Genomic DNA, 13,458 nt, shown 5'->3' with positions numbered 1-13,458 from the left:
CGGCAGAAGCAGAAGAGCGGGACCGGTTTACTTTTCGAGGAACAGCTCAGGCGCCTTGCTGAAGTTCGTGGCGCAATGCTCGCCGCAGAAATAGTACGTCGTGCCGTTGTAGGTGCGCGTGATGGCCTCGTCATTCACGGCGACGCTCATGCCACACACCGGGTCGGTCGCTCTCTCGCCGTCGGCGGGGTTCGCTTCGGCCATCTGGCCCATATGATGCGTGTGATTCATGTGGCTCATGTCCATGGTGTTCTCCTTGCTGTTGGTGTTGGGATTGTTGGTGTTGGAATTGCTGGCATTGCTGATGTCGGGGGCGCTGGTTGCGCTGCGGCCGGCGTCCGACGGCTGATTGTTCATCGTGGTGTGCTCGTCGATGATGATGGTGGGCGCTGCGGCCGGCGTATCGGCGTCCGTGGGGCCGGCAGTCAGGTCGTCGCCGATGCGCGCATGCCGCAACCGGTTCGCGTTGAGCACCAGGCATACGCTGGACAGTGCCATCGCAAGTCCTGCAATCATTGGGCTGAGCAGCCATCCGGTGAAGGGGTAGAGTACACCGGCCGCGATCGGGATGCCGATGATGTTGTACCCGAAGGCCCACGCATAGTTCTCGCGGATATTGCGCATGGTCGCGTTCGACAGGTTGATGAGTTTCAACACGCCGCGCAAATCGCCGCTCATCAGCGTGACATCCGCCGACTGCATGGCCACATCCGTGCCGGTGCCGATGGCGATGCCAAGATCGGCCTGCGCCAAGGCGGGGGCGTCGTTGATGCCGTCGCCGACCATCGCAATCAATTCGTCGTTGCGCTTGTCGGCATTACGCTGCGCCTGCAGGCGTTCAATCCAATACGCCTTGCCGTCTGGCCGAACCTGTGCGATAACCGTATCGATGCCGACTTGCTTAGCGATTTGGCTGGCGACCTCGGCTTTGTCGCCGCTGAGCATGATGGTGCGCACGCCGGCCTTGCGCAAGGCTGCGATTGCCTGCTGCGAACCGGGTTTGACGGTGTCCGACGTGTATGACGGGTGGTCCGGGTCGGCGCCTGCATCGACGGTTCCGCGGGTGATGGTACCGGTTTTATCAAAGACCACGGTCCTGATATTGCGCGCCTGTTCCAGCGCTTTCGCTGAGGTGACCAGTACGCCGTTCGTAGCGCCCAATCCTGTCGCCGCGGTGACGGACAGCGGGGTGGCAAGACCCAAAGCGCACGGGCATGCGATAATCAGCACGCTGACCGCGGTGACCAACGCGTGAGCAAGTCGCGGTTGCGGGCCGAAAGAAGCCCAGATTGCGAACGTCCAGATGGCGATGATGATGACCGCCGGCACAAACACTCGTGCGATCCGGTCGGCCAGCTGCTGTACCGGGGCTTTGGTGGCCTGCGCGCGGGCGACCATCGCGATGATCTGCGCGAGAACGCTATCTCCGCCGACCTGGCTGACGCGGATGACCGCGTTGCCTTTGAGTGCAATGGTCGCGCCGGTGACGGTTCCGCCTGCGCAGCTGTGCACGGACGCGGATTCGCCGGTAATCATCGATTCGTCGATATCCAGCGTACCGGCGACGACCACACCGTCGGCGGGGATGCGCTCGCCGGCCTTGACGACCACTAGGTCGCCGACCTTGAGTTTGTCGATGTCGACGGTGCTTTGATTAGCTGGATCATGCCATGCGCGCTCGCCTTGGTCAAGGATCGCTGAGCTGATGGTCTGCGCGTTGCGGGGGCGGAGTTTAATCAATGATTGAACCGCCTCGCCGGTGCCTTCGCGCGCCTTGCTTTCCAGCAAACGCCCGACGAGTACGAGGGTGATGACCACGCCGACCGATTCGAAATACGGCTCGCGCGATCCTGCCGGCAGTGCCGGTCCCGCCACGCAGACGACCAGACTGTAGAGGTATGCGGCGGCAGAACCCAGTGATACGAGGGAATTCATGTCGGGGGAGCGGTGGATGAGCGCCGGCCACCCGACCTTATGGATGGGTGCGCCGCAGTAGAACATGACCGGGGTGATGAGCACCGCCTGCAGCCATGGATTGGTCAGCCACGCGGGCATAGAGACATGGCCTCCCATGTGGAGCATGGAGACGATGAACACCGGCAGGGAGAGCACGGTGCCGATGATGACCAGACGGGTGAGCTGGCGGATTTCCTTGCGGCGTTCGTCGGCGGCCTTGCGCTCGTTGTCCAGCGCGTCCTTGGCGTTCGGCATGGGGGCTGCGGGCTGTGCCCTGCGATGCGTGTCGGAGTGATCTTCGCGATGGTCTTTGCTGCGGTCTTCGCCGTCATCCTCGACACGGAGCATGCCGTGGACCATATTCATTCCGCACGCGAAGGGATAATCGCCCGGTGCGAGCGCCGGCAGCTGTACGTCGGTATGCGCGTTGCCGGGCAGCATGGCGTCAAGGCCGAGGTCGGAGAAGACGACGTGCGAGGTGCATTCGCCGGTTTCCTGGCGGTCAAAATGCAGGGTGATCGGCACGCCGGGTTTCATGGTGATCAGCGATGGCTCGTACCCACCCTTGACGATGATGTCAGCGCTTTGCATGCCTTGTTCCTGTTTGGCCGCGGTGCCTTGCCTCCGCGCGAAAAAGAACCGCAACGTCAGCCAGGTCAATATGGCGGCGAGCACGACCGCGATGGCCGCGGTGAATAGGTCGAATCCCATGCGTCCTCCTTGGTTGTCTTCATCGTCGCAGTCGGTGGTGACCGTACTGCGTGGATGGCGGTGTTTTCCCCATCGGCCCGGTGTGTTTGCCGGGCGTGCCGTCCCATGTTTCGGTGCCGGCTTTGCTGCGTATCCGATGTATACCCTTATGGGGTATAATGCGCCATAGTATTCCGCCCTAGGGATAACGACATGCGCATTTTCAACAGCAAAGGAAAACGGCAGAAATGAACGGATATGCGGAAGATAAGAAAAAGGTCCTGACGAGGATGCGTCGGATTGAGGGGCAGGTCAGGGCGATCGGCCGTATGGTCGACGACGACCGGTACTGCATTGATGTGTTGACGCAGATCGCCGCCGTCGAATCAGCGCTCAAATCGGTGGCGATGATGTTGTTGGACGACCATCTGGATCATTGCGTGCGTGAGGCGGTCGAGCAAGGCGGGCAGGTGGCTGACGACAAGCTTGACGAGGTGTCGCAGGCTGTGTCGCGACTGGTGCGGTGAGCCGGCCCTGTTTCTCGGCATTGTGTCGGCGGGGTGTGCCTGCGGGTGTGGTGCTGCGACGTCTTCTCACGTCCATGCCATGCTGTTAAATAGAACATATGTTCGAAAATGTGGTTGAGGTATTGGCGTTGATTATCGTCGTCGCGATTCTGGGGGTCGCGGCGGGTTTTGTGCTGGGCAGAAGCAGAGGGCAGCGTGACGCCCGCGGGGCCAACCGGCAGGAGCTGGAGGCGGCTCGCGGCGAGGTGGAGTCCGCGCGTGCACGCATCGGCGAGCTTACGGCACAGGTGGCTCAATTCCGGGCGCAGGCTGATGGGCTGCAAGAGCAGTTGCAATTCGTAAAATCCCAGCTGTCCCAAGCCCAACAGGCCGAGCAGATTCGCATCCAGCACGAGCGTGAGAAAGCCCAGGCCGAGGAGGAACGCAAGCGGCAGGAACAGGCGAAGACCTTGAACGAACAGAGCAAGGTGTTGTCCGCCCTTGCTCCGGTGCAGAAGAATCTTGATGCCCTCCAGCAGAAAGTCGCCGATATCGAAGAAGGACGCAAGCGTGAGATGGGTGCGCTTGGTGAGCAGCTCAAGGGCTTGGGCGACCAGCAGGCGCGGCTCGACAAGGAGACCAGCTCGCTGTCGGCGGCGTTGCGGGACAACAAGGTTCGCGGAGCCTGGGGCGAGGCACAGCTGCGCAACATCGTGGAATCCGCCGGTCTGCTCGAACATGTCGATTTCGATACGCAGGTCGTGGTCAAGGGAGGAAACGACGCCACCCAGCGCCCGGATATGGTAATCCATCTGCCGGGGAACAAGAGCATCCCAATCGATGCGAAAGTCCCGTACGCGGATTACCAACGTGCGTGCGCGATCCCCGATACCGCATCCCCAGAAGAGCTCGCTCGGCGAGATCAACTGTTGCACGCCCATGCGAAGGCGTTGCGTGAGCATGTCAAAACCTTGGGCAACAAAGCCTATTGGAATGCGTTCGACACCGCCCCGGATTTCGTGATTGCGTTCATCCCGAACGAGTCGTTGCTCCAGGCGGCGTTGCAGGCGGATCCGACCTTGCTTGACGATGCGTTCGCGCAGAAAGTTGCGCTGACGTCCCCGGTCACCTTGTGGGCTGTGCTGAAGTCGGTCGCCTATGCGTGGCAGCAGCAGAGTCTGACCGACGATGCCAAAGAGCTGTTCGATCTGTCCCGGGAACTGTACGAGCGTTTCTCGACACTCGGCGACAAGGCCAACAAGCTTGGGGCGGCCATCACCAGAACGGTGGGTGCATACAACCAGTTCGCTTCGTCGTTGGAATCCCGCGTATTGGTGACTGCACGAAAGCTGCAGAAAATCGACCAGAACAAAATCATCGACACGGTTGCCGCCATCGAGCCTGAGAAAGCGGATGTCCGCGAACTCACCGCACCCGAAGTGCAACCCGACGGCAGCGGGAGCTGACGGGGTCGTACGGAAGCGTAGGTAGAGTAGCAGTATGACTGAGAACAGCGAGAATCAGACGTTCAGGCGCACCGGATCCGCAGGCGTCGACACAGTCGCCGCGGCCGGCATTGCAGGCAGCAGCGGCCATGATGCGGCAGCATTCGCCATGCTCGAGCCCCGCGAACAACTACGGCAGGTCCTCACCGAAGCGGTCGCGGGCAAACCGTTCAGCGAACTGTATTCGGTGGCGTTCGATCACCGCACGGCCGCGACCATCGGCCACGTGCTTCTCGACGCCCTCGAAGAGCAGGGCTACGGTGTTGACGACTTCGACGCGGTCGGGGCACTCACCGCGGCGGCCGTCCCGCTGGTGTCCGCGGTTATTCTCGCCGCCGCCTCGCGCGGCGAAGACCTCGACGGTTTTGTGATGGATTTCGTGTACCCGTCCGTCAAAGGTCCATCCATCGCCGGAAAACGAGTGATTCTGCTTGATGCCTGGCTGTCCGAGAAATCCTATGTGCAGACCTCCTCGCTGGTCACCTTGCGCAACGGCAACGAACTGAGTCTCGATTTCAGCATTGTCGAGCATGAAGGCGCGCAAGTCCTCGCCGTCGCCTCGCTGATCGGCGGAGTGGGGGACGCCGACCATGTCGCCGGCGAACGCCAGCAGATCGAGGTCATCAACCCCGTCACCGCGGAACACGCCACGTTGCCGCTGATCCAAGTGTTCGACGAACGGGAGCTGAGAGCGCGGTAAGCCCTATCGGCCACAACGCCGGTTCGGTGTCAAGACGATCAGGGGCAACAACAAAGCAGGTAAAGCAAAGCAGGCAAGGCAGGCAACAGGTGCACGAACCAAGCGAATACACCAAGCAGGTGCAGGCGTCGGGGGAACCGGAATTCCGCGAGATTGGCGTCGGCCCGTGGTCGCAGGAGCACCCCGGCGAGCCGCGTCCAGATGTGCCCGGTACACCCGCATTCGATGCTCGCTATGACACAGAGCTCCTTGACCAGGGAGACCGCCGCAACGTGCTTGACCGATACCGGTATTGGACTGTGGAGGCCATCAAGGCCGACCTTGACGCCCGCAGCCGCTACCCCTTCGAAATCGCGGTCGAGAACTGGACCCACGACTTCAACATCGGGTCGGCGGTCCGCAGTGCCAACGCCTTCGGCGCGTCCCGTGTCCATATCGTCGGCCCGCACAAGTGGAACCGCAAAGGCGCGTTGATGACTGAACTGTACCAACACGTCGACTACCACCCCTCGATCAAAGAACTGGCGACATCATGGCGGTACCGGATTGCAGGTGAAATCGCAGCCGAACAGGCGCGCGCCAACGCATACGATATCCGTGCGCAAATCGGGCACCGCCCGTTGTCCGCAGACGAACAACGCCGCAGAACCCAATCGGCACAACGGCTCGAAACCTTGCGCAACGCGAAGATCATCGCACTTGACATCATTCCAGGAGCCGTCCCGATTGAACGGTACCGGTTCCCGGAACGCTGTCTGCTGCTGTTCGGCGCGGAAGGCCCCGGCCTGTCACAGGCGGCGCTCGACGAAGCCGACGACGTGGTGTATATTTCGCAGTTCGGATCCGTCCGTTCCATCAATGCGGGTGCGGCGGCTGCGGTCGCCATGCACAGCTGGGTTGCCCAACATGCGGTGATTGACGGCCCGGGTGCGGCCGCCGACAGCGGGTCATCCGCCGCAATCAGGGCATGACGTCACAGTCGGTTCCAAGTCAGGGCAATGCGGCAGTGAGTATGACAGCACAGCACGATAATGGCATTCCCTGCAGCGGCATTGCAGGCAGCAGCACCGCGGGCAACGGCGTGCCATGGAGCCAAGTCTTCGACCCGCAGGCCGCCGCGAGCCCTGCCAATGCCCGCCGCCGTAGCGAACAGCGGTACTTGCGGTCCACCATCGTCGCGTTCCTGTTGTTCACCATGGCGTTCGCCGTGCTGTTCACCCCGTTCATCTTGCAGCAACGCGCGACCGAGAAGGAATCCCAGGTCGCCGATGCCGCCGCCTCCCATGTGATGGGATGGCCGTCCGGCAAGGCGGAGCGCATGTTCGCGCAGGCGCGTGCGTACAATCGCCGTCTGGCCTCGAGCGGGCAGCCGGTGATCGGCGAGGCCGCAGACCCGTTCGCCCCCACTTCTTCCGGTTCTTCCACTTCTGACGCAACGGCGAACACAACCGAGGCATGGAGGCACGATACCGAGTATCTCAGCCTGCTCAATGTCAGCCACGGTGTGATGGGCTCGATCCGCATTCCCAAGATCTCCGTGAACCTGCCGATTTACCACGGCACGTCGGATGCTGTGCTCGATGACGGTGTCGGGCATGTGTACGGCACGAGCCTGCCGGTTGGCGGCGCCGGATCGCATAGTGTACTGACCGCGCATCGTGGACTGTCCAACAAGACCCTGTTTACGCGGCTTGACGAGTTGCGTGTGGGAGACCCTTTCTATATCAAAATCATGAATGAGACGCTCGGGTATCGTGTGGTCAGCATCACGACCATCAAGCCGTCGGAAATCAGCGGTCTGACCATCCGCAAGGGGCAGGATTTGGTGACGCTGATGACCTGCACGCCGTACGGTGTCAACACGCATCGTCTGCTGGTCACCGGCCGGCGGGCGAATATTCCCAAGAGCATTCCCGAACCAGACAACGCGACGCAGGATACCAAGCAAGCAAAGACGGTCGCGCTTGCCGTTGCCGCAGTGACGTTGGTGTATGGACTGCTTGCCACGCGTTTCCGCCCACGGCCGCTCCCGGTGCGGCATCGCGCAAATGCATCGCCATCGCGCGGCTCTGGAGTTTGAACGGACGAGTGTTCGGGGGGCTGGGAGGGGGGATGATTTCGCAAGCCACAATGCCCGACGCCGACACATGCAGGTTTGGTATTCAACTATCCTGCGGGCCCCCGTGGCAGCGTTCTTGAATTTCGGACGATTCGTCTCACCGCATGGGAAATCGACACGCGAAGAACAATATTCATGCGGAATTTCCACAACGGATACCAAAAGCGACTATTCTAAATAGTAAGAGAACATAGAGCGTTCTCCCAACGAGGAGAGAGCGTGGGCATGGTCCGAGAAGGAGCGGACAGATGAATGGCGATTGCAGGCACGGAATGTATCATTGTAGTGCGGTTCGGGGGATGCGGGCCGCACGCTCTGGTATGCGTAAAATCGTTGCCGCCATCATCGCCTGGGCTTTGACCGTCGCCATCGTGTTCACGGCAGGTCTGCTCAATGCTGACGGTTCCGCACAAGCGGCCGCCTTGGCTGCCATCAACCCGTCGAACACCATCGAACCCGCCGGTAGCCAACTCGATTTGTTCAATTATCGGTTCAACAGTTCTTCCAGCACTGGCTTCGATTATCAGCCGTCGTACGCCAATATGGGAATCAACCGTAATCACGCATTGAAATTCAGCGATGGCGAACAGAGCACCATGAAGCCATTCAACCGTCGCGCTGCTGATGGCTCCCTGACCCAAGGCATCGTGCAATCGCGCCTTGGCAGCGACGGTTCGCCGGCACTGTCGCCGGCGCTCACCGGCAGTAGCGAATCGCTAGGATACTTGTTCAACACCGAGTATTCGGGAGGTCTCAACAAGTACGCTTACCCCAGCGTCAGTGGCCTGTTCCAGATGGACTCAACCGGACGCTATTCGTACGACAGCAGCAAGAATTTCGCATCGCTGTTCCCCAGTGCTACCAGCACTGAACCAAACCGAGACGCGGAAGGTGGCAATCAGGCTTCCCTGTATTCCGCTCCCTGCACGGATTCCGTATACGGCGGCCAGTTCCTCCCGTTCAACGCCGTTGCCAGCCTGCCGTCGTCAGCATCGGGCGGGTGCTCAGTGGACATCCATACCAAGGGTGCGAACACTACGCAGAAAATCCGCCACTGGTTCGGTATGCATCTCAGCCTCGATTTCACCCAGCCGGACAACGGCACGATACTGTCCGCGGACGGCATCTACCGTCCGATGACCTTCACGTTTTCCGGCAACGATGATGTGTGGGTGTTCCTCGACGGCCATCTGGTCGGCGATTTGGGCGGCATTCATACTGCCGCTGGCTTGACCATCGACTTCTCTTCCGGCAAAGTGGAGGTCACCTCCGGCATCGGCACAGCAAACGCGAAAACCACGTCATCGACCATCAGCACGCTGGTCGGCCTTGAAGCGCCCAACTATGACAGCAACGGTCTGATGACGAACCGAGACAGCGCGTGGGACCCCGACCGCACCGGCACCTTCGCCGACCGCAGCCGCCACACGCTGGACTTCTTCTATCTCAATCGCGGCGGCAGAGAATCAAGCCTGAAACTTTCCTCGAACATCATGTCGTCCAGCCGGCAGTTCGTGGCGCATAAGACCCTGAAGCGCGGGTCTTCCGACGCTGTTCAGCCGCTGCACGCCGGCGAGTTCACCTTCCGCTTGACCGGCTGGTACGGCCAATGGGACGCGGAACAAGCCACAACCGCCGACGCATCCGAGCCTCTGATGCCGACCACCGGTTTCGAAACCTCAAACCCCACCAATGTCACATGCGACGCCTCCGCTGGCACCTGCACAGCCACCCAGACGAACACCATCGACGGCATGGTGATATTCGGTGACGCGCAATTCGATGCGGCTTCCGTCCACCACACCTACCGGTATGCCATCCAGGAGCTGCCGATGTTCGACGGCAAATCCGTCGAGGACGATGATGCCGCAACGCCAGGCTTCCAATACCAAGGCATCACCTACGATCTGGATACCCGCTATTTCACGGCGAGCGTGGAATACCGCGATTACGATTCGCAAGACCTCATGCTTGACATCGTCATGTGTGACAAGACATGGAAACCGTTGGCCCAACAGACCGGTTCCATCGATATTGTCAACCGTTCCTCCCCGACCGTCACCTCGGCGCCATTGCAGGGGCGTCTGGTCCTTGACAACCGCAAATGGCGCCAAGGCGACCGTTTCCTGTTCTCTATCAACGGTTCCGGCACCACGACTATTGACGGGCAGACCTATCAGGTCGAAGCGCCCATGCCATCGAATGTGGTTCGCGCTTCCGATGGCGTTGGCCGTTTCTCGATCGGTACCGGTGGCACAGGCGGCATCGAGCCGTGCACTGCGGCGATGAACGGCACACAGAACTATTGCGATTTCACCTTCGGTTCCATTGGCTTCAGTACGCCCGGCACCTACACGTATACCATCGCGCAGGCGTGGGAGAACGGCGTGACGGTGCCAGACAGCGGCGTGACCAGCGCGAACGGCATCACCTACTCACAAGCCGTCTATACGGCGACCTTCACCGTCACCGAGACCAGCGACGGCACACTTGCCGTGTCCGAACCGAACATCACCGTGAAGCCGGGTGCCAGCGGCGACGCGGTAAACGAGGACGGCCGCATGGTATGGACCAACCAATATGTGCCGTCACTGTCCGGGGACACAGCAATCGGGGTGCAGGCGACAATCGTCGGCCGCACATGGCAATCCACGGACTCCTTCACTTACACGCTCACCGCACTGGATGGCGCACCCCTGCCTGCGGGCACGACGCAAGGCGCGACATCCTCCACTGTGACAGTGAATGCTTCGAGCAAGGACCATCGGGCGACGTTCCCGGACATCGCTTTTCCAAGCGCGGGAACATACCAGTACACCCTCACCCAGAACAGCGCGGGTGCGGATGTGAATCTGCTGCATTCCGCCGCCGTGTTTCACGTAACGGTCACGGTCAGTGACGACGGGAACGGCACGCTGGCGGCGGCTATGAAACTTTCACGCATCGCCGATGACGAAGGTGATTCGATATCAGGCAGCGGGCAGGAGATATCCGGCAGTGTCGCCGACTTCTCCAACCGTTTCCTGCGTGTCGCCATGCTGCCTTCGGCTGGCGGTCGTGGACAGGCACAAACGATGGATACCGCAATATGCGTTGCGGCGGCACTCGCCGTCTGCGCAACCATGCTGTGCGCGGTATCCGCGATACGCCGACGGTGTACACGGCCAAGCGAGCCGCCCGGCGAGCTCGGCGATGCATCGCAATCTTCAAAGAGAGAACACAACTAGGGAAAGGAACCATCATGCTCAGCATCAAACGTCTGCTGTCCGCCACTGCGGCGGTAGCCATCGCCGTGGCCGGTCTGGCCATCGGCGCCGCGCCTGCGAACGCGCAGGGCACGGTCGCCACCGACAAGGCGCAGTTCATGTTCACCGCAAGCGCGGAGAACCGCCTGAACGGGCACACGCTCGAATATGTGAAGATCGGTGATTACATCCGCTACGGCGGCGCCCAAGGCGATGCCGCGTATGGTGTGCGCGTTAATTCGGATGTCACGACCAAGTCGCCGAATCTCATCACCGCCGCGTTGAACGACGCATTGAAGGATTCCACGACGACACAGCAGGTCCCCGCCAGTGTGGACGATCCGCTCGCCTGGGCCCTGTCACAAGGCGTGCTCGACCGTAACGGCAACGCTCCGTGGGATGGCGTCACCCGTCAGTTCGCCACGTATCTGGTCAATCATATGAGCGAGCTGCCCGCGCCCGGAACCGCGACGCTGAAGAACGCCACGGCGCAGGGGTCTTCGGATTCCTTCGGCGCGTATATCGAACTGCCGGCGGGCATCTACCTGTTCCGTGACGTGACCAGCCCGGTGGTCGAGGATTCCAGTAACGCGGTCCCGATGCTCGTCGGTTCGGGAACGGTTGACAGCAATCATCAGCTGACGAATATCACGTCCGAGGCACTGGTTGAGATGAAGAACTACTCCACAGAGATGTCCTTCAGCGTCAACGGTGACACGAAAATCGACAGCACCGGCCGTACCGCTTCACGCGGCGAGACGCTCACCTACACGATGAACGGCTATGTGCCCAAGACCGATGAGGTCACCGACGACAATCTCGACTACGTCAACACCCCGCAGAAGGGGCTGAAGGTCGATTTGTCCAGCGTCAAGGTCGTCATCGTAGACAAGGACGGCAAGACGGTGACCGCGACAGATGGTTCGTCGCTGATTTCGGCGTCGGATTACACGGTGCTGACCTCCGACGGTGCACAAGTCACCACCGAGGGCACCAAGCAATGGTTCACCGCCGACGGTACGGGTGACTCCTCCACCGGCATGGCCGGCCACACCATCACCGTGCGGTTCACCAAGGATACGCTCGCCAAGTGGCAGAACTACATCGGCAGCGGTTACGCCATGCGTGTCTCGTACGACGCCGTCGTCACATCCGACGCCACAACCCAGGTTGACAACGAGTTCTATATGAGCACGTTGCCGGACAAGAAGAAGTATGCGCACACTGTCCTCGCCTCGCTGACCTTCACGAAGGTCGACGCGTCCGGCAAGCCGCTCGCCGGTGCGCGCTTCAAGATTGAATCCTCCGATACGAACCAGTTGGTGCTGCCTTCCGGCTATGCTAATGCCAACACCAACCGGGATGCGTCTTGCGGTCCCGACGAGGCGATCTCCAAGGCGGACGGCACCGTGACCTTCGACGGTCTCGCTCAGAATCCGGACGTATCCTACAAGATCACCGAAGTGGCAGCGCCGAACGGCTACATCACGCTGGGAGGACTGAGCTTCGTGGTCAATATCAGCAATCAGGGCGCGAAAGTCGTGTTCGGCGACTCCCTGACTTCGGATCCGTACGGCTTGGTCACGCCGACCTCGCTTGACACGAACGGCAGCAACGCACTGACCGTCGAGAACGTGCACAGCATCGCGCAGCTGCCGCTCACCGGTGGTGCGGGCATCGCCTTCATGGTTGTCATTGCGGCGCTGCTCGGCACTGCGGGCGTCATCGTGGTCGTGCGTTCGCGTCGAAACGCAACTGTGTGAACGCGTGACGACCATACGCCGCTCACGGATTGAATAATCCGTGAACTGACCTTCAAGGGTCTTGTGTTGGAACCATATCCGGGTTTCGCACAAGGCCCTTGGCGTTGGTGAGTTGTGTGTCGCTGCTCGTGTGAGTGGGGAGTATTCTTGCGCTGCCTGTGCATTCGGTACGTCACACTCGGCTCATATAGTGGAGGGCATGGCAACATTCACACGTGAAGAAATCGAGCATCTGGCCGATTTGGCCAGAATCGCCCTGACGGATGAGGAAATCACCCGTATGCAGAGCGAACTCAACGCCGTCGCCGACGCGATTGACGAAGTCCAGAAAGTGGCCACGGACGATGTCCCGCCGACGGCCAACCCGGTTCCGCTCGAGGCGTACCTGCGCCCCGACGTCGCCGTGACCCCGCTGACGCAGGAGGAGGCGCTCTCCGGCGCCCCCGCGACCGATCAGGGCATGTTCGTCGCCCCGCAGATCCTGGGAGAGTGATCCATGAGCAACGCCACTGAACTCGTGAAACTGTCCGCCGCACAGATGGCGGAAAAAATCCGTACCAAAGAGGTCTCCAGCCGCGAACTGACCCAGGCGCACCTTGACGTCATCGAGGCCGCAGAGCCCACGGTCAACGCCTTCCTGCACGTCTCCGACAAAGAGGCGCTCGCCCAGGCCGACGCCTTCGACAAGAAGCTCGCCGCGGGTGACACGGAAGGCCTGCCGGAGCTTGCCGGTGTGCCGATTGCGATCAAGGACATGATCGTCACCAAGGGCATCCCCACGACCGCCGCATCCAAGATTCTCGAAGGCTGGGTGCCGCCGTATGACGCCACGGTTATCGAGAAGATCAAAGCCGCTGGCATGCCGATTCTGGGCAAGACCAACCTTGATGAGTTCGCGCAGGGCTCCTCGACCGAGCACTCCGCGTTCGGCAACACCCACAACCCGTGGGATGCGACCCGCGTTCCGGGCGGTT

The 13,458-nt window shown here is 61.0% G+C and carries 10 protein-coding genes; 9 read left to right on the top strand and 1 reads right to left on the bottom strand.

The window, feature by feature from the left end; all coding sequences use genetic code 11:
* Positions 1-27: 27 nt before the first annotated feature.
* Positions 28-2,667: an HAD-IC family P-type ATPase gene (locus tag ACI38B_RS05270; RefSeq protein WP_439729833.1), complete on the bottom strand. Its 2,640-nt coding sequence runs from the start codon at positions 2,665-2,667 to the stop codon at positions 28-30.
* A gap of 227 nt (positions 2,668-2,894) precedes the next feature.
* On the opposite strand from ACI38B_RS05270, the gene ACI38B_RS05265 reads away from it, so the two are divergent.
* From ACI38B_RS05265 to ACI38B_RS05225, 9 genes are all read left to right on the top strand, one after another.
* Positions 2,895-3,173, top strand: a complete 279-nt coding sequence (locus tag ACI38B_RS05265; RefSeq protein ID WP_439729832.1) for a metal-sensitive transcriptional regulator — start codon at positions 2,895-2,897, stop codon at positions 3,171-3,173.
* 98 nt (positions 3,174-3,271) lie between these two features.
* The gene (gene rmuC, locus ACI38B_RS05260) at positions 3,272-4,618 is read left to right on the top strand and encodes a DNA recombination protein RmuC (protein WP_439729831.1); all 1,347 of its coding nucleotides are present in this window, start codon (positions 3,272-3,274) and stop codon (positions 4,616-4,618) included.
* 34 nt (positions 4,619-4,652) lie between these two features.
* Complete coding sequence (locus ACI38B_RS05255) at positions 4,653-5,357, top strand: orotate phosphoribosyltransferase (RefSeq protein ID WP_439729830.1); 705 nt, start codon at positions 4,653-4,655, stop codon at positions 5,355-5,357.
* Between the two features lie 89 nt (positions 5,358-5,446).
* The gene (locus tag ACI38B_RS05250; protein ID WP_439729829.1) at positions 5,447-6,328 is read left to right on the top strand and encodes a TrmH family RNA methyltransferase; all 882 of its coding nucleotides are present in this window, start codon (positions 5,447-5,449) and stop codon (positions 6,326-6,328) included.
* A 41-nt stretch (positions 6,329-6,369) separates the two neighbouring features.
* The gene (locus ACI38B_RS05245) at positions 6,370-7,437 is read left to right on the top strand and encodes a class C sortase (RefSeq protein WP_439729828.1); all 1,068 of its coding nucleotides are present in this window, start codon (positions 6,370-6,372) and stop codon (positions 7,435-7,437) included.
* A 359-nt stretch (positions 7,438-7,796) separates the two neighbouring features.
* Positions 7,797-10,703, top strand: a complete 2,907-nt coding sequence (locus ACI38B_RS05240) for a Spy0128 family protein (RefSeq protein WP_439729827.1) — start codon at positions 7,797-7,799, stop codon at positions 10,701-10,703.
* 14 nt (positions 10,704-10,717) lie between these two features.
* Positions 10,718-12,484: a SpaA isopeptide-forming pilin-related protein gene (locus tag ACI38B_RS05235; protein ID WP_439729826.1), complete on the top strand. Its 1,767-nt coding sequence runs from the start codon at positions 10,718-10,720 to the stop codon at positions 12,482-12,484.
* A 199-nt stretch (positions 12,485-12,683) separates the two neighbouring features.
* Complete coding sequence (gene gatC, locus ACI38B_RS05230) at positions 12,684-12,977, top strand: Asp-tRNA(Asn)/Glu-tRNA(Gln) amidotransferase subunit GatC (protein ID WP_339562645.1); 294 nt, start codon at positions 12,684-12,686, stop codon at positions 12,975-12,977.
* Positions 12,978-12,980: 3 nt separating this feature from the next.
* Positions 12,981-13,458 (top strand): amidase (locus tag ACI38B_RS05225; RefSeq protein WP_439729825.1); only part of this gene is annotated, 478 nt, incomplete at its 3' end.

The sequence above is a fragment of the Bifidobacterium sp. genome (assembly GCF_051876855.1).
Classification (GTDB): Bacteria; Actinomycetota; Actinomycetes; order Actinomycetales; family Bifidobacteriaceae; genus Bifidobacterium.
This window is presented reverse-complemented; position numbering and strand designations above follow the sequence as displayed.

What these genes read in the sequence shown, in the direction of transcription:
- ACI38B_RS05270 (WP_439729833.1), bottom strand. Translation starts at nt 2,667, where the DNA reads ATGGGATTCGACCTATTCACCGCGGCCATCGCGGTCGTGCTCGCCGCC.
- ACI38B_RS05265 (WP_439729832.1), top strand. Translation starts at nt 2,895, where the DNA reads ATGAACGGATATGCGGAAGATAAGAAAAAGGTCCTGACGAGGATGCGT.
- rmuC (WP_439729831.1), top strand. Translation starts at nt 3,272, where the DNA reads ATGTTCGAAAATGTGGTTGAGGTATTGGCGTTGATTATCGTCGTCGCG.
- ACI38B_RS05255 (WP_439729830.1), top strand. Translation starts at nt 4,653, where the DNA reads ATGACTGAGAACAGCGAGAATCAGACGTTCAGGCGCACCGGATCCGCA.
- ACI38B_RS05245 (WP_439729828.1), top strand. Translation starts at nt 6,370, where the DNA reads ATGACAGCACAGCACGATAATGGCATTCCCTGCAGCGGCATTGCAGGC.
- ACI38B_RS05240 (WP_439729827.1), top strand. Translation starts at nt 7,797, where the DNA reads ATGCGTAAAATCGTTGCCGCCATCATCGCCTGGGCTTTGACCGTCGCC.
- ACI38B_RS05235 (WP_439729826.1), top strand. Translation starts at nt 10,718, where the DNA reads ATGCTCAGCATCAAACGTCTGCTGTCCGCCACTGCGGCGGTAGCCATC.
- gatC (WP_339562645.1), top strand. Translation starts at nt 12,684, where the DNA reads ATGGCAACATTCACACGTGAAGAAATCGAGCATCTGGCCGATTTGGCC.